Annotated in this window: 10 protein-coding genes; 6 read left to right on the top strand and 4 right to left on the bottom strand. The window is 69.3% G+C overall.

The features are described from left to right. Positions 1 to 86: 86 nt before the first annotated feature. The 4 genes from Q0654_RS06775 to rlmJ form a co-directional block, all read right to left on the bottom strand. Positions 87 to 1,865 (bottom strand): ABC transporter ATP-binding protein, encoded by a 1,779-nt coding sequence (locus Q0654_RS06775; protein ID WP_298851888.1) that lies wholly within the window; start codon positions 1,863 to 1,865, stop codon positions 87 to 89. A 136-nt stretch (positions 1,866 to 2,001) separates the two neighbouring features. Beyond that, positions 2,002 to 2,505: a macro domain-containing protein gene (locus Q0654_RS06780; RefSeq protein ID WP_298851890.1), complete on the bottom strand. Its 504-nt coding sequence runs from the start codon at positions 2,503 to 2,505 to the stop codon at positions 2,002 to 2,004. A 304-nt stretch (positions 2,506 to 2,809) separates the two neighbouring features. Further along, on the bottom strand, positions 2,810 to 3,304 hold the full coding sequence (locus Q0654_RS06785; RefSeq protein ID WP_298851893.1) for a Slp family lipoprotein: 495 nt from the start codon (positions 3,302 to 3,304) through the stop codon (positions 2,810 to 2,812). Next, complete coding sequence (gene rlmJ, locus Q0654_RS06790; protein ID WP_298851895.1) at positions 3,301 to 4,206, bottom strand: 23S rRNA (adenine(2030)-N(6))-methyltransferase RlmJ; 906 nt, start codon at positions 4,204 to 4,206, stop codon at positions 3,301 to 3,303. The genes Q0654_RS06785 and rlmJ overlap by 4 nt, the downstream gene beginning before the upstream one ends. 114 nt (positions 4,207 to 4,320) lie before the next feature. Between rlmJ and Q0654_RS06795 the strand changes: the two genes are divergently transcribed. The 6 genes from Q0654_RS06795 (at position 4,321) to Q0654_RS06820 (ending at position 15,985) form a co-directional block, all read left to right on the top strand. Further along, on the top strand, positions 4,321 to 6,135 hold the full coding sequence (locus tag Q0654_RS06795; RefSeq protein WP_298851898.1) for a DUF885 domain-containing protein: 1,815 nt from the start codon (positions 4,321 to 4,323) through the stop codon (positions 6,133 to 6,135). 347 nt (positions 6,136 to 6,482) lie between these two features. Next, the gene (locus tag Q0654_RS06800; RefSeq protein ID WP_298851902.1) at positions 6,483 to 6,896 is read left to right on the top strand and encodes a ketosteroid isomerase-related protein; all 414 of its coding nucleotides are present in this window, start codon (positions 6,483 to 6,485) and stop codon (positions 6,894 to 6,896) included. Then, on the top strand, positions 6,893 to 7,492 hold the full coding sequence (locus Q0654_RS06805; RefSeq protein ID WP_298851904.1) for a GNAT family acetyltransferase: 600 nt from the start codon (positions 6,893 to 6,895) through the stop codon (positions 7,490 to 7,492). Before Q0654_RS06800 ends, Q0654_RS06805 begins: the two co-directional genes overlap by 4 nt. Then, positions 7,492 to 8,376 carry a carbon-nitrogen hydrolase family protein gene (locus Q0654_RS06810; protein ID WP_298851906.1) on the top strand — a complete coding sequence of 295 codons (885 nt, stop codon included), beginning with the start codon at positions 7,492 to 7,494 and terminating at the stop codon, positions 8,374 to 8,376. The genes Q0654_RS06805 and Q0654_RS06810 overlap by 1 nt, the downstream gene beginning before the upstream one ends. A 633-nt stretch (positions 8,377 to 9,009) precedes the next feature. After that, positions 9,010 to 12,438 carry a hypothetical protein gene (locus Q0654_RS06815; RefSeq protein ID WP_298851909.1) on the top strand — a complete coding sequence of 1,143 codons (3,429 nt, stop codon included), beginning with the start codon at positions 9,010 to 9,012 and terminating at the stop codon, positions 12,436 to 12,438. Between the two features lie 190 nt (positions 12,439 to 12,628). After that, positions 12,629 to 15,985 (top strand): hypothetical protein, encoded by a 3,357-nt coding sequence (locus Q0654_RS06820; protein WP_298851912.1) that lies wholly within the window; start codon positions 12,629 to 12,631, stop codon positions 15,983 to 15,985. Positions 15,986 to 16,175: the final 190 nt, after the last annotated feature.

Below are 16,175 nucleotides of genomic sequence, written 5' to 3' on the forward strand. Positions count from 1 at the left end.
GGACCCCGCGACGGAAGACGCACCTCCCTCGCGGCCGTCTGCATCCTCATGGCAGAACGCGGCGCATCCATGTGGGTGGGGTCCGATCACGAGCGCACATGGCGTGCTGAGTCGCTCGCCTCACCCGTCTGCAGCCGCCACAGCCCCGCATACAGGCCATCGCGCGCGATCAATTGCTCATGCGTTCCGGACTCGACGATGCGGCCTGCGTCCAGCACGTGGATGCAGTGCGCATGGCGCACGGTCGAGAGGCGATGCGCCACCACCAGCACGCTTCGGCCCTGTGCGGCCTTCGCCAGCGAGCGCTGGATCGCGGCTTCGGTCTCGTTGTCGACGGCCGAGGTGGCTTCGTCCAGCACCAGCAGCGGCGGGTCGCGGTAGAGCGCGCGGGCCAGCGCGACGCGCTGGCGCTGGCCGCCTGACAGGGTGTGGCCGCGTTCGCCGACTTGCGTGTCGTAGCCCTTCGGCAGCGCGGCGATGAAGCCGTGCGCCTCGGCTGCGCGCGCGGCCGCCTCGACGCGTGCGGGGTCGGGCGCGGCGTCGCCGTAAGCGATGTTCTCGGTCACCGTGCCGTCGGTGAGGAAAGGCTCCTGCGAGACGTGGCCGATCTGCCGGCGCAGCTGGCTGCGCGGCAGCTCCTCGATGTCGATGCCGTCGAGCTCGACGCGGCCGCCGCTGGGCGTCTCGAAGCGGAGCAGCAGCTTGATCAGGGTGCTTTTGCCGCTGCCGGTGGCGCCCACGAGGCCCACGGTGTGGCCGGCCGGCACCTCCAGATCGATCCCGTGCAGCACCTCCGTCTCGCCGTAGGCGAAGCGCAGGTCGCGAAAGCGCAGGGCACCGTCGCTGCGCCCGCCCAGCTGGCGCTGGCCGCGATCGGCCGGCTGCGGCAGGGCCAGCAGATCGAATACGCGGCGCACCGAGGTCATGCTGCGCTGGTACAGGTCGGTGAGTTCGGCCAGTCGGGTCAGCGGCCACAGCAGGCGCTGGGTCAGATAGACGAGTGCCGAGTAGCTGCCGACGCCGAGCTCGCCGCGCAGGGTCAGCACGCCGCCGTAGAGCAGGGTGGCGACGAAGCCGGCGAGGATGGCGATGCGGATCACCGGTGTGATCGCCGCCGCCACGCGGATGGCCTCGGCGTTGCGCTCGCGGTAGGCGGCGCTGGCGTCTTCGAGGTGCTTCAGCTCGGCGTTCTCGGCCGTATAGGCCTGGATCGTGGCCATGCCCTGCAGGTTGTTCGACAGACGCTGCGAGATGCCGGCGGCGGCCTCGCGCGCGGCGGCATAGCGCGGCTGCAGGCGGCGCATGAACCAGAAGGCGCCGAACAGGATCAGCGGCACCGGCAGCAGGGCGAGGATCGCCAGCGGCGCCGACAAGGCGAAGAAGACCGCACCCACCAGCAGGGTCGAGCAGAACACCTGGATCAGGTCATGCGCACCCGCATTCATGAAGCGCTCGATTTGGTGCACGTCCTCGTTCAGCACCGAAGACAAGCGCCCGCTGCGCGCGTCCGCCAGCGCACCGGGGGTGAGCCCCTGCAGGTGCGCGTAGGCCTCGATGCGCAGGTCGTGCTGCAGGCTCTGCGCCAGGTTGCGCCAGCGCACCATCGCCAGATACTCGGTGAGCGATTCGAGGCCCCAGATCAGCACGGTCAACGCGGTGAGCAGCAGCAGCTGGTGGATCGGATCGGGCAGGCCCATGCGCGCGATGAAGGAATCGCGCTGGTTCACCACGACGTCGACCGCGATGCCGATCAGGATCTCCGGCAGCACGTCGAAGACCTTGTTGAGCACCGTGTAGACCGAGGCGACGGACGCGGTGCGGCGATAGCTGCGGGCGTGGCCCAGCAGGCGGCGGAGCGGGTGCATGGTTGGGGACCGGATGAACTGCGAAGCCGCGCAGTGTAGGCGCGCCCGCGGTCCCGTCGCGTGCCGAAGGGGCCGCCAACGAAAACGGCCGGGCGTCATGGCGCCCGGCCGTCATCGTTTGGAGCGAAGCCTAGCCTCAGGCCGCGCGCGCGGGCAGGCCCTCGTTGGCGCGCTCGTTCGGGCGATAGGTCTCGTAGACCACGACCGGGATGCCGAGCTCGCCCAGATGCTGCTCGATCAGCGGCTTGACCTCGGCCCAGTCGAGGCCGCCGACGCCGGTGGCGAGTCGCGGCAGGGCAAGGCTGGCCCAGCCTTCCTTCTTCACTTCCTTGGCCAGCGCGCGCAGCGCGTGGTTGACGTGCTGCACCGTCGCCTTGCCGGCTTTCGCGCCGTGGTCGTAGGCGGCTTCCTGCGTGAACAGGGCGACGATGCGGCTGGGATACACGCCGCCCCAGGTCCAGAGCTCGCCCGACTTCGGGTGCTGGGTGTGGCAGTAGTGGCGGAAATCCTTGTACATCGCCGGCACCGCCTCGTGCAGGGCGAATGCGAGCCCCTGGTCGAAGGCATCGTTCGGGGCAACACCGTGGGCAATGGCCTCGGCCTGGCTGTGGCGGATGTCACCGGATACGTAGCGGATCATGGGGCCTCCTTCGAAGGCGTTCGGGCACGGCTCCATGCTGCGCGTTGGCCCGCCGACAGGCTTTGACAAGTCTCAAGCCACCGAGGACCCAGGTTGGGCCCTCGCCCGCCAACGCCGCGTACCCGCATAGCGCAGAGTCAGCAGGGTGGGTCATTGCCCAGCAAAGACATCCGCCCACATCGGGTGAGGCTCGTGCCGGCGTTTTGATCCACCTCGGCGCACGGGTGGATAGAAGCATGCGGACTGTTTCAGTTGGCGCGACTTGTAAGCAGTCGATTGGAACCCACCGACTGCAACCCACCGACTAGAGCCCACCACGCACACCGATGCCGACGCTGATGCGCGGCCGCTCGCGGGTGTTCCAGTCGCGCGGCCAGAGGTGGATCTCGCGGGTGTCGACTTCCGGCAGCAGCACGCGCTGCTCGCCGAGCTGCATCTCGCGCTCGCCGGTGATGCGGCCGGTCAGGGTCAGGAAGCGGCCGGGCACCACTTCGTTCGGGTCCACCCGGCCGGCGCGGATCGCGATGAAGCGCCCGCCGTCGCGCGCCTGCGGGATCGGTCGCGCCTGGGGGTCGGTGGGAAAGCCCAGCACCTCGATCTCGACGTAACCCGCGTACTCGGTCAGCGCGATCACCATGCCGCCCCAGAGCACGCTGCGCTCCATCTGCGCCTGGATGTCCGCCGCCACTGCGCGCGGTGAAGGGCTGGGATCGGCCGGAGCGTCGCGGAACAGCGGCGTCGGCACGCAGCCGGCCAGCGCCAGTGCGACGAGACAGGTCAGGGCGTTGCGTCGCTTCATGTGCCTTCCTCGCGTTTCAGCCACTCCAGCCGCGAGCTGGGCTGGGTTTCACCCAAGGCTTCGCGCAGATGGGGCAGGGCCTGCGACAGCGCCTGGTCGAAGCGATAGGGTGGGTTGACGATCAGCATGCCGCAACCATTCATGCGCAGCGGCGAGTCGTCGGGCCGCACCAGCAGCTCGGCCAGCAGCACCGACTTTGCCGGCAGCTCGGCGGCACGGCGCAGGAAGCGCGCCACGCCGGCGCGGCGCTTGATCGGGAACCACACCGCGAACACCGCCTGCGGCAGGCGCTCCAGGCCCTGGCGCACGGCGCCGAGGATGGCGTCGTACTCGGCTTCCTGCGCTTCGAAGGGTGGATCGATCAGCACCAAGGCACGGCGCTCGATCGGCGGCAGCAGGGCGCGCACCGCGGCATACCCGTCTCTCGCCTCGGCCTTGGCTCGCGGGTAGGTTTCCAGCGCCTTGTCGAGTGCGGCCTGCTCGCCGGGCTGCAGCTCGCAGGCGACCAGTCGATCCTGCAGGCGCAGCAGGCGCGCGGCCAGCAGGGGCGAGCCGGGGTAGGCGCGCAGCGGGGCGATGCCATGGCCGCTGTGGGCGAAGGTCTCGGCGTCGAAGCGGTCGACCGCGTCGACATAGGCCGCGACCAGCGGCGGCGGGCTGCTGCGGCGCTTGGGCTGCTGCTCGATCGGCCGGCGATCGATCAGCTTGAGGATGCCGCCCTCGGCCTCGCCGGTCTTCTGCGCCTCGCCCGAGTCGAGCAGGTAGCCGCCACGACCACCGTGGGTGTCGAGCAGCAGGAAGCCGGTGTCCTTGCGCTGGAAGGCCTCGATCAGGCCCAGCAGGGTGGCGTGTTTGAGCGCATCGGCGAAGTTGCCGGCGTGGAAGCTGTGTTTGTAGTTCATCGCCCCATTATGCGGGGTGCTGGGCGGCGGTGACTTCCGGCCCGGAGGCATTCGGCCCGCGGCGGCCGTAGAGTGCGCCCCGGAGCGGGCATGGAGCCCGCCGGGGGAGAGACCATGAAGAAGCTGCTGAAATGGGGGTTGCGCGGGTGCCTGGTGCTGCTGCTGGCGGGCGGCGGCCTGCTGGCGCACACGATCTGGTTCAAGCCGCTGAAGATCGAGTGGTTCTACGAGCGGGTGTTTGCCGAGTTCGCCTTCAACAGCCCGGAGCTGCTGTCCTCGCTGCGCATGCTGCCGGCTTGGCTGGACTGGTACAGCGACGAGCTGGATGACGCCTCGCTGGCCGGCGAAGAGGCCCTGCGCGCCAAGGTGCGCGAGGACCTGGCCACCCTGCGCAGCTACGACCGCAGCGCACTCGATGCCGAGGGCCAGCATTCCTACGACCTGCTGGAGACCTTTCTGGCCGTGCAGGTCGAAGGCGAGCGCTTCGCGTACCACAACTACCCGCTGAACCAGCTGTTCGGGGTGCAGAACGGCCTGCCGACCTTTCTCGCCACCCAGCATCCGATCGCCTCCACGAGCGATGCCGAGAACTACCTCGCGCGCCTTGCGGCGGTGCCGCGCAAGCTCGACCAGGTGTTGGAGGGCGTGCGCCATCGCGAATCGCTGGGCATCCTGCCGCCGCGCTTCGTGGTGGAAAAGGTGCTGGCCGAGATGCGTGGCTTCCGCGACGCCGCGCCCGAGCAGAACATCCTGTACACGAGCTTCGACGAAAAGCTGGGCAAGCTTGAAGGGCTATCGAGCGATGCGCGCGCGGCCCTGCTGGCGCGCGCCAGTGCCGCCATCGTCGAGCACGTGCAGCCGGTGTACGGGCGCCTGATCGACTACTACGACGCGCTGCTGCCGAAGCTGCAGAACAACCACGGCGTGTGGGCGCTGCCGGACGGCGAAGCCTTCTATGCCTGGGCCGTGCGCTCGCAGACCACCACCGAGATGAGCCCCGAAGAGGTGCATGAACTCGGCCTGCGCGAGGTCGAGCGGATCGGTGCGGAGATGGACGCCATCCTGCAGGCAGAGGGCCAGGTCGAGGGCAGCATCGGCGCGCGGGTGCAGCAGATCGCGCAGCGGCCGGACCAGCTATATCCGAACACCGATGAAGGCCGCCAGCAGATCATCGACGACTTCCAGACGATCATCGACGAGATCGATCAAGGCATTGGCAGCGCCTTCAACCTGCGGCCGGCCGCCGGCGTCAAGGTCGAGCGCGTGCCCGAGTTCCGCGAGAAGACCGCGCCGGGCGCCTACTACAACGCGCCGGCCTTCGATGGCTCGCGGCCGGGCATCTTCTACATCAACCTGCGCAACACGGCGGAAGTCGCGCGCTTCGGCATGCGCACGCTGGCCTACCACGAGGCGATTCCGGGGCACCACTTCCAGATCGCGATCCAGCAGGAGCTGCGCGGCGTGCCGACCTTCCGCAAGCTGCTGCCCTTCACCGCCTATGCGGAAGGCTGGGCCCTGTACACCGAGCGTCTGGCCTGGGAGATGGGCTTCCAGCAGAATCCGCTGGACAACCTCGGCCGCCTGCAGGCCGAGATGTTCCGCGCCGTGCGCCTGGTGGTCGACACCGGCCTGCACCACAAGCGCTGGACCCGCGAGCAGGCCATCGACTACATGCTGCAGATGACCGGCATGCCCGAGACCGACGTGGTCGCCGAGATCGAGCGCTATCTGGTGATGCCCGGCCAGGCCCTGAGCTACAAGGTCGGAATGAACGCGATGCTGGATGCCCGCGAGCGCGCCCGCGCCGCGCTGGGCGAGCGCTTCGATCTCAAGGGTTTCCACGATGTGGTGCTGCAGTCGGGCTCGATGCCGATCACGCTGTTGAATCGTCGCGTGGATGCGTGGATCGCGGAGCGCAAGCAGGGTTGAGCGGGCGCGTCGCTTGCGCATCACTCTCGTTGCGGAGCGCAGTGCCGCTTCGGCTGCCGATGGCAGCCGAAGCCTTGCTGTCACGGTGGGTCAGGACCCACCCTATGGCGCCGCTGCGCGGCGCAAACCACGGATGTTGCCGCCACGATGGCTTAAGGCCCGCCCAACGACGCTGCTATAGGGTGGGTCCTGACCCACCGGAGCTCCACACTCGTCCCGGTCTCATGATCGCCTCAACGCGCTCGTCGAAGGCTCGCGTGGCGAAAGGTCGATGGAAGCAGGCGTGCCGACTGCTTGCTCGCGGACATCCTTCGAATCCCCAACGCAAATCCCGAATCCCGAATCCCATGCCCAACACCGACACCCTCGACCTGATCGACCGCTACTACGCCGCCTTCAACCGCGGCGACCGCGAGACCATGCTCGCGCTGCTGTCCGAGAACGTGGTCCACGACCTCAACCAGGGCGCCCGCGAGACCGGCCGCGAGGCTTTCCGCGCCTTCCTGCAGCGCATGGATCGCTGCTATGCCGAGCAGCTCACCGATATCGTGGTGATGGCCTCGGCAGATGGCCGACGCGCTGCCGCCGAGTACGTCGTGCACGGCGAGTACAAGACCGACGACGAGGGTCTGCCTCCGGCCCGCGGCCAGCGCTACGTGCTGCCGGGTGGCGCCTTCTTCGAGGCCGGGAACGGATACATCACTCGCGTCACGAACTACTACAACCTGCAGGATTGGATCGCGCAGGTGCAGGGCGAATGAGCGTCGAGCTGCGCCAGCTGCGGCCCGCCGAGTACGCGCGCCACATCGCCGACGTGGCACACCTGCGCATCGAGGTCTTCCGCGCGTTTCCCTACCTCTACGACGGCGATGTCGGCTACGAGGAGCGCTATCTCGACACCTATGCGCAGTCGGTCGACAGCCTGTGGGTGCTGGCGCTGGACGGTGAGCGCGTGGTCGGCGCCAGCACCGGCCTGCCGCTGGCTGACGAGGACGAAGCCTTCCAGCAGCCCTTCATCGAGCGCGGCATCGACCCGCAGCGCGTCTTCTACTTCGGTGAATCGGTGCTGCTGCCGGCTTATCGTGGGCTGGGCCTCGGGCACGGCTTCTTCGACGCCCGCGAGGCGCATGCGCGGGCGCTCGGGCGCTTCGACTGGACGGCATTCGCTGCCGTCGATCGCGCGATCGATGATCCGCGTCGCCCCGCGAGTCATCGCGACAACGACGCGTTCTGGGCCAAGCGCGGCTATGCGCGCCAGCCCGGCATGGGCTTTCGCCTGGGCTGGAAGGAGATCGGTGAGCCGGATGAGAGCGAGAAACCGCTGACCTACTGGCTGCGCAAACTGGAGGCCGGCTGATGCGCGTCGCCGTCGCCGCCTATCCGCTGGAGACGATCGCGAGCTTCGAGGCCTGGGCCGACAAGCAGCGCCGACTGCTGGACGAGGCCAAGGCCTTGAGCGCCGATCTCGCTGTGCTGCCGGAGTACCTGCCGCTGGAGTTGGCCGGCGCGCAGCCCGCGGCCGTGCGCGAGGACTTCGCCGCGTCGCTGGACGCGCTGCAGCCGCTGTTCGAGCCCTGGCAGACGCTGCATCTGGAACTCGCGCGCGCGCTCGACCTGCATATCCAGGCCGGCACCTTCCTGCTGCGCCAGCCCAACGGCCGCTATCGCAATCGCGCCTTCTGGTTCACCCCGGCGGGCGAAGTGCACTGGCAGGACAAACTGCAGCTCACCGGCTTCGAGAAGGCCAGCGGACTGATCGAACCCGGCGACGCGCTCAGGGTGTTCGAGCTGGACGCGCTCCGCGTCGGCATCGCGGTCTGCTACGACAGCGAGTTCCCGCTGCCGGTGCGCGCCCAGCGCGAGGCTGGGGCGCGCCTGCTTCTGGTGCCGAGCTGTACCGACACGCCGGCCGGCGCGACCCGCGTACGCACCGGCTGCATGGCGCGCGCGCTGGAGAACCGCATGTTCGTCGCGCGTGCGGTCACCGCCGGCGAGCTGCCCTGGAGCCCCGCGCTCGACACCAACACCGGCGAGGCGGCGATCTACGCGCCGATGGATGTTGGTCTGCCCGCTGATGGCGTGCTGGCGGTCAACGCGCCCGGCACGACCTGGGCTGTGGCCGAGCTGCCGCTGTCGCGGCTGGAACGCGCGGCGTCGAAATCACAGGTGGCGGTGGATTCGGACTGGCCGCAGCAGCTGCGAGCACCGCTACAGGGTGCCAGCGTTTCGCGGCTTCGTTGATCGCGCCGGACGTTCGCGCACATCGGGCTGTTCCACGATCGAGGCGATCGACGCCGCAGGTCGGTGATGCCGGGACGCATTGGCGCGCCTTGAGCGCCACGGACCGCGCAGCCGTCGATCGCGAGGGCAGAAGTGCTGTTCGCAGAAGCGGCACGGCGAATATGCAGCCGTGCAAGGGATTCCAATCCATGGGGTGCTCTACTCGGTGCCCCTGATCGATTCCAGCGCGTCAGGGTTGCAGACATGCTTCGCGCAAGCAGAGTTTCGGGGCCGTGCGCACGCCCGTAGTGCACCTACAAAGCTCCAACACTTCAGATACATGGATCGCGGGGTCATGCTCTTAAGCTGAACATGACAGTTGCCGGTCATGCGGCCACGGCGCAGCGAGTCAACAGGTTCGCCAACGCTGTGGAGCGAATGATCGTCGTGCCCTGGCGAGGGGATGGGGTGGTCGACCGATGTGCCGTGTGGCCTATTCGAGGGGGCGCACACCTCATTGCCCATAAAGGCGCGGAGGGGCGGCGCACGAGTCTCTTTGCCAGCGCGGCTCGCCCGATGAAGCGACTGTCGGCTGCGTGGATTACAGGTATGGGGCGCTTTGCGCCAGGCCGTCGATACCAAGGCAACTTCCTCATGAGCAGACATGGACTTGTTTTTCCGCGTTGCCTGGCAGGTGTCCTGCTGTGCGCGGGTATTTCCAGTGCAGACGCCACTTCGATCGGCGGGCTGCCTTCGATCCATTCGTCATACGCCCTGCTGCCGCGAGCCACGGGTTTTGAACTGCGCTCCACGCGACAGGTGCTGCCCTTCGATGCCGAAGGCCAACCTGGTACGCCGGTCGAGGAGGCGCAAGGCGTTGCGCGTATCGAGTTCAGTGCGCCGTCCGCCCTTGAGGATCGCTGGACTCTGCTGCTGCCGGAGTCGGCCCAACACGATGCGGTGGCGGTGACTGCTCTGGGTCATCCTTACTGTGAGCGCGTGCGCATGGAGGACGGGCGGCGCCTGACCCGGCTGCGCGCGCTGCCACCGTATCTGGGTGCACCGGGTGGCGTTGGATTCACGTTTCCGCCGAACATTCCGGCGCCGCCGTCGGGCGGTCTGGGGCGCGCCGTGCCGTCGGCCGACGAGGTCTATCGGGCGGCACTGGCCGCGCGCGATGCCGAGGGCAACCTGTACTCCCTGGCCTGGTCCCCTGCGGGTGACAACCGCTACTCGCTGCTGGCCTCGGCGGTTGACTGCGAGCCCTTGTGGCATCTCAACGACGTGCGGATCTTCTCTGCCCACGCTGCGCATCCGGGTGTCTACTTGGTGCGTCCAGGCAGCACCAGCGGCGACGGCCTGAAGATCGAGCGGCATCTGCGCTCGGAGCGTCTGTGGACATTCGACCTTGCAGTGGCGCTCGGCGTGTCCGTGGCCCCGCAGGCATCGCTGTGGATGCAGGCGCTGGCGGATGGCGACGTGCTGGTGATCGCCTCGATCGCAGAACCGGCAAGCGCGCTGGCGCTGGCGCGGATCAGCGCCCAGGGGGATCTTCTTGCGCGGCAGACCCTGCAGGCCGCTGGCGTCGCCGCAGTGCGTGAAACCCCCGGCGGCTTGCTGCTGGCGCTGCGTGAGGTGTCGCCGCATCCCGGCGCCGGCAGCCTGGTGTCGCTGGACGCGCGGCTCGGCATCCGCGCGCAGCGCAGGCTGCCCGAAGGCTATGTCCATGGCCCGCTGTCCAGTGCCGCCGAGGGCATGGGCTCCAGCGTGTGGCTGTGGTCGGAAACGGCAGAGCGCTTGCCCGCGGACGATTTCGGGCTGACCCAGCGCTTCGGCGCGCTTCGGGTCGACGATGCGCTGGCGATCGAATGGCTGCAGCCGCCCTCCGATCTGAAGCCGCGCCTGGTGCTTGCGGATGGCGCGCTGCTTCGCACGCGTCGCACGACCGAGCAGCTGCAGTTGAGCCTGCTGCGCCGCGATGGCACCGAAACCGCGACACATGCTGCCGTGATCCTGCCGCCGCCGATCAGCCCTCCGCAGGCCTTCGCCCACCGCGAGGGATGGGCGCAGCTGTGGCAGAGGTACTACACCTCTGGCCATGTGCCGCGACTGCGCTTTCTTGAGGCCGATGGGCGCGAGCGCTGGAACCGCGCGCTGCCTGTCGGCTCGGGCGAGCACACCCTGCTGGAGGGCCCCGGAGCTGACCGCGTCTGTGTTCTGCTTCGCGGTGCGGCGCTGGGGAATCCGACCGAACTGAGCGAAGCCTGCTACGCACTCGCCGATGGAAGCGATCTGGCGACGGCGCGACTCCCCGAGTTGCAATCGGGTGTGTCCCTGTCGGGCTTCATCGCGCCCTCGGGGCGCAGCCAGCTGCGGGTCTGGCTGCCGCCATCGCAAGGCAGGCCCACCACCCTGCGCCTGCAGCGGGTGCTGGCCGATGGCTCGATCGCCTCGCGCGATGTGCCGGCCACCTGGCAGCCGCCGCAGTCGCTCCTCGCCGACAACGGTGCGCTGACCTTTCTATACTTCGACGACCCGCCCGATATGCGTGGCGCGCGGCTCCAGCGGGTCGATGCGGAGGGCCGGCTCCTCGCCGAGGCCGCCTTGGGCGATGGCTTCTCCAACCCCAGGCTGCTCGCGAGCGCGGCCAGCGGGGAAACGGTGGTCGGCCAGGTCGAGCCGGTCGCTGGCGTCAATCGCGTCGTGCGTCTGCGCGGTTTCGGCGCGGACCTCAGCCAGCGCTGGCAGATCGACGTCACCGCGTTGGGCGTGGACTCGCTCAGCTTGCCGTCGCCCGAGTCGGGCATCGAGTGGCTGCTGGAGCCGCAGCGACGCAGCTGGGTGATCCCGACCGTCTTCGACCAGCGCATCACCCTGATCAGCATCGATGCGGAGACCGGCGAGGCGCTGCATGCGCCGCTGGCGCCGTCCATGCCCGTAGCCGGCAGCTACGCGGCACTTCGCCTCGCCCTGGCGCCGCTGGACCGCCCGGGCGCGGTCGCGGTGCTGCGCATGCATGGCACGCGCACCTTCGTGAATCACTTCGAGCCCGTGGGTGCGCGTATGGGCGCCACGCAGGAGCTGGGCACGCCGTGGTTCGAGGATCGCAGCGCTCTGTTTCCCGCGGCCGACGGCTTCACCCTGCTGCGCCAGCGCAGCGAGACCGGCGACGCGCAAGTGCTGCGCCTTGCCGCGCCCCTGCCGGCCGCGGCAAGCGCGCCGGGCCCGGAGCACAGCGGGCTCTGGTACGACCCGCAGGTGAGCGGGCAAGGCCTGATGCTGGATGTCGACGCGCGCAGCCAGCGCTGGTTCGCCGCCTGGTTCACGTTCGCGCTGCGTCCCGAGGGCGGCGCCTCGATCGACGCGCGCCTGCGCCGCACCCTGCGCTGGTACTCGATGCTGGGGCAGGGCGGTGCCGACACCGGCATGCCCATCGCCGGAACGCTGTATGCCACCGCGGGCGGGCGCTTCGAGGGCGGCACGCCGCAGACGCGGCCGCAGGGGCGCGTCGCGCTGCGCGCGATCGACTGCAATACGCTTGAGTTCGCCTATTCGATCGATCCCGACAGTCCGCAGACGCAGCCGGTCATGGTGGGCGCACGCCGACTGCAGCGGCTGGGGCCAGCGCCGGCTGCCTGCGGCGGTGCGTCGATGACGGAACAATCGGGTCTGCGTAGTGCCTCGACCGGCAGCTGGGTGCTGGAGGGGCGCCCGAACCAGGGCCTGCTGATGCAGGTCGATCCGGGTGCTGCAGGGGAGGCGGGTGCCGTGTGGGGCGCGTGGTTCGGTTTCGATGCCGGCGAGCCGGATGATCCCGAGGGCCAGCACTGGCTCACCGTGATCGGCCGCAGCCTCAGCGGCCGGCCCGGCGTGGTCGAGCTTGAATGGATGCGCAGCCTGGGCGGTGGCCTGGACGAGAAGCCCACCTCCAATACCCTGGTGATCGGTAAGGGTCGCCTGCGATTCACCGCCTGCGATCGCGCGGTGCTGGAGTACAGCTTCGATGCGCCGGGCTTGGCGGGTGATGCGTTCGCGGGGCTGCAGGGTCAGGTGAATCTGCGGCGCTTCGCGACCTGCGACTGACAACCCCTGATCGAGATTGGTCGATGACATCCGGGATCGGCATATTGCGTTCTGGCTTGGCGGGTTCCCAGGCGCCTGTCGTGTCTGCTGCCGTGGCGCGCGTGCCTGTCGCTGGAGGATGCCCGGCATCCGCGGCCGCAGCACAGGGACGCCATCTGACGTGCAGGTCCTCTCTCTATGGACTCGTTCAATGAACACATCGATGACAGCTTTCTTCGTTCGAGTCGGGTGGCTGGCAGCCATGACCGCACTGGGCACGCTGCTGCCGCTGCAATCAGCGCTGCCGGTGGAGACCGCTGCGGACGCGCTGCTGCCCGCGCGTCCGGCCTTCTGGCCCGCGGGCGACGGCTATGAGATCCGCTCCAGCCAGCTGCGTCTGCGCTACTCGGCGCAGGGCGAACTGCTGCAGTCGGAGTCCTTTCCGCATGCCGGTACGCGCGCCGTGCCGCTGGTCTTCGCCCTGCCGGCAGAAGCCGGTGCGGAAGCCGTCGGCCTGGGCGTGATGCGGGGCGGTCCGCCGTGGTCGCGCGCGGCGCAGTGTCTGCGCCATCCCGGGCCGGACGGCACGTGGACTGAGATCCGGCTGGACCGCTTGAACATCGAAGGCTCGGTGATCGATCCGCCGCCACCGTGGCCTCGCCTCATCGACTACCGCGAGGACGCGTACGAAGCGCCGCGGATCGCCGGTGATGCCGAGGGCATCATGTATGCGACCGCCTTTGGTGGCCGACTGCTCGCGTTCGCGCCGGACTGCGAGCGCCTCGACACGAGCGCGCGCGCCCTCAACAACGTTGTCGCTGTCAGTGCTCGCAGAGAGTTCGCCGGGGCCTTCGTGGTGGAGTGGTCGGCGGACAGCCGTCGCTTTGTGCTGCAGCGGCTGCTGAAGCTGCAGCCGGCCTGGACCTGGACGATCGAGTCACTGGCTGGCCCGCGCGTGTGGGCGCTGGCGGACGGCAGTGCGCTGCTTGCCCTGCAGGGCGGAGCCTCGGGCGAGATCCAGCTGCTGCGGCTTGCCGGTGAGGATGGGCGCGTTCTGGCGAATACCCGGGTGGACGGCCAGCAGGTGGCGGGCTTTGCTGAGGTGGGTGATCGTCTACTGCTGGCGGTGACGCGTGGCAGCGACACCGCCGTGCTGGCGCTGGACCTCGCACTGTCAGTCCGCGAAAGTCACGAGCTGGCATCGCTGCAGGTGCACGGCAGCGTCGTCAGCGCCGAGCACGGCCTGCACTCGCCCTATTGGCTGGTCTCGGACCAGCGTGGCGCGCTTGGACGCGCGCCCTGGGTGCCCGGTATCGCGTATGCGGTCCTGCGCCCGCGGGCAGACGCGAGCGTCGACACCCTGAGCCCACTGCAGACCGGACGCCGCCCTGTGCTGGTGGAGCGCTCCGGTGCGGTGCTGCTGATGGAGGAATTGGACGGGGGCTGGGATCTCCTGCGCCGCCGGCCCGACGGCAGCGAACAGCGGCTGCCAAGGCCGCAGACACCCGACCCCGCGCGCAGCCTCGCCCAGGCGACACAGGCCGACCGGTTTGGCGCCCTGGGCATCCATGCCGGCCCCGGCTTCGGCAGCCTGCAGTTCAGCGCCTGGGACAGTGAGGGCAGGGCGCTCTGGACGCGCTCGCTGTCTGGCTACCAGAGCTACTACGGACGAACGCTCGTCGCGCGCAGTTCGGCGCAGGCGCCGAGCTGTCTGGTCTATCTGGATGGCAGCAGCCGGCACGCCCGGCTCGCCTGCTTCTCCAGCGCGGCCGGTGAACTGCTGTTCGATCGGGTTCTGCGCGCGTCGTCCGACAGCGAGTGGGTGCATCTCGGGCGCGTCGATGCGCAGGGCCGCGTGCGCCTGCTGCTGCAGCGGCTGCCGGTGGGCAACGGCGAGACGCCGCTGGTGCAGCTTTCGATGGACAGCGAGGGCGCAGTCATCGAGTCCATTCTCGGTGGCAGCATCGCGTTCCCGCATGTTAGCGGCATGCTCTCGCAGGCGAAGGATGGCCGCGCTGTGATCGTGTTGCCGCAGGTTTCGACGACACGCGTGCTCAGCGTCGATCTCGATCAGCAGACGCGCGTCGAGCGCGATCTCGATGAGCCCAACGCGAGCTGGTGGGTGGGCGACGTGGACGCGGAGGGCCGCAGCCTGCTGCTGGAGTTCGATGCCGGAGGCCTGAAGGGTCTCATGCGCCTGCATGCACTGGACGCAGACTTGCAGCCGATCGGCGCGATCGATCTGGCGGGCAGCGCGCTGGCCGGTCTGACCAGCCAGCAGCTGAGGGAATACGCCTGGGCGCTCGATGCCGCAGGCGGGCGCGCACTGGTCGCTGTTCGGCGCGAGGCCGGCGTCGAACTGCTGGGGCTGCCTTACCGCGCGGGCGCCGAAGCGCTGCGCCTGCAGCTTCCACTGGCGCCGGAGCCGCAGTGGCTGCGGCTCGCGGAGTCCGCGCAGCCAGGCTTCTGGCAGCTCGCCACGCTCGCGGGCGAACGCCTTGAGCTGCGCGGCCTGCGCCTGCAGCCGCTGCGGCTGGCGCCACCAACCTCGATCCAGGTGGCATTGGGCATTGGGCCGAGCGCAGCTTCCCCGGGCTGGGCGCTGTCGCCGGAAGGGCTGTGGACGCCACGCCGTCACGCCGTCACGCGAATGGCGCTGGACTCACCGCCGGTGTTGGCGGCGCTGCCCGCTGCCGAGCAGGCGCTCGATGCACGCCACAGCGGCCTCTGGTACGACCCGCAGTCGACCGGGCAGGGCCTGATGCTCGACGTCGAGGCCGCGAACCATCGCTGGTTCGCCGCGTGGTTCAACTTCGATCGGGCCACGCTTGCGTTCGGAACCACGGTGTCCTACCTGCGGCCTGCGCTGCGCTGGTACTCGATGCTGGGGCAGGGTGACGCAGCCTCGGGCATGCCGATTGCGGGCGCCCTGTACTCGACCGCGGGGGGTCGCTTCGACGGCGGTGCACCGCAGACCGCGGCGCAGGGCCAGGGCTCGCTGCGTGCGATCGATTGCAACACCCTGGAGTTCTCCTATGCCACATCCGACCCCGCCAATGGCGCGATGCCGGTGCTCTTCGGTGCCCGTCGGCTGCAGCGCCTGGGGCCTGCGCCGGCCGCCTGCGGTGGTGCGTCGCTGGCTGAACAGTCGGGTCTGAGCGCTGCGTCGACCGGCAGCTGGGTGCTGGAGGGGCGGCCCAACCAGGGCCTGCTGATGCAGGTCGACCCGGGCATTGCGGGAGGTGCGGGGGCAGTCTGGGGCGCATGGTTCGGCTTCGATGCGGGCGAGCCTGATGATGCGCTCGGCCAGCACTGGCTCACCGTGACTGGCCGCAGCGCCGCGGGGCAGTCCGGCGTGGTCGAGCTGGAATGGATGCGCACCTTGGGCGGCAGCTTCGATGCGCAGCCCACGCGCAACACGCGGGTGATCGGCACAGGTCGCCTCCGCTTCACTGCCTGCGATCGTGCGTTGCTGGAGTACAGCTTCGATGCGCCCGGGTTGCCCGGGGATGCGTTCGCGGGGCTGCAGGGGCAGGTCAACCTGCGGCGCTTCGAGTCCTGTCGCTGAGAAGGCTCGGACCCGGGGCTACAAAAAGCAACACTCCTGCAACAGTCCGCTGGCGTGGTGTTCGTCCAAGATATCCGCGGAGGGTTCTTCGATCGGCACTGCTGCGCGGCTGCGAGCACCTGCAGGCGGTGTCGCAAGCGTGTGCGCGCGATCGACTCGGACAGCGCGACAGGGCGTTCGACAGTGCGAT

Origin of the sequence: uncultured Aquimonas sp. (genome assembly GCF_937888285.1) — a bacterium.
Taxonomy (GTDB): Bacteria; Pseudomonadota; Gammaproteobacteria; order Xanthomonadales; family Xanthomonadaceae; genus Aquimonas.

Bases quoted from the DNA above. Each gene is read 5' to 3' on its own strand.
- Q0654_RS06775 (WP_298851888.1), bottom strand. From the start codon at position 1,865: ATGCACCCGCTCCGCCGCCTGCTGGGCCACGCCCGCAGCTATCGCCGC.
- Q0654_RS06815 (WP_298851909.1), top strand. From the start codon at position 9,010: ATGAGCAGACATGGACTTGTTTTTCCGCGTTGCCTGGCAGGTGTCCTG.
- rlmJ (WP_298851895.1), bottom strand. From the start codon at position 4,206: ATGAACTACAAACACAGCTTCCACGCCGGCAACTTCGCCGATGCGCTC.
- Q0654_RS06810 (WP_298851906.1), top strand. From the start codon at position 7,492: ATGCGCGTCGCCGTCGCCGCCTATCCGCTGGAGACGATCGCGAGCTTC.
- Q0654_RS06800 (WP_298851902.1), top strand. From the start codon at position 6,483: ATGCCCAACACCGACACCCTCGACCTGATCGACCGCTACTACGCCGCC.
- Q0654_RS06795 (WP_298851898.1), top strand. From the start codon at position 4,321: ATGAAGAAGCTGCTGAAATGGGGGTTGCGCGGGTGCCTGGTGCTGCTG.
- Q0654_RS06780 (WP_298851890.1), bottom strand. From the start codon at position 2,505: ATGATCCGCTACGTATCCGGTGACATCCGCCACAGCCAGGCCGAGGCC.
- Q0654_RS06805 (WP_298851904.1), top strand. From the start codon at position 6,893: ATGAGCGTCGAGCTGCGCCAGCTGCGGCCCGCCGAGTACGCGCGCCAC.
- Q0654_RS06785 (WP_298851893.1), bottom strand. From the start codon at position 3,304: ATGAAGCGACGCAACGCCCTGACCTGTCTCGTCGCACTGGCGCTGGCC.
- Q0654_RS06820 (WP_298851912.1), top strand. From the start codon at position 12,629: ATGAACACATCGATGACAGCTTTCTTCGTTCGAGTCGGGTGGCTGGCA.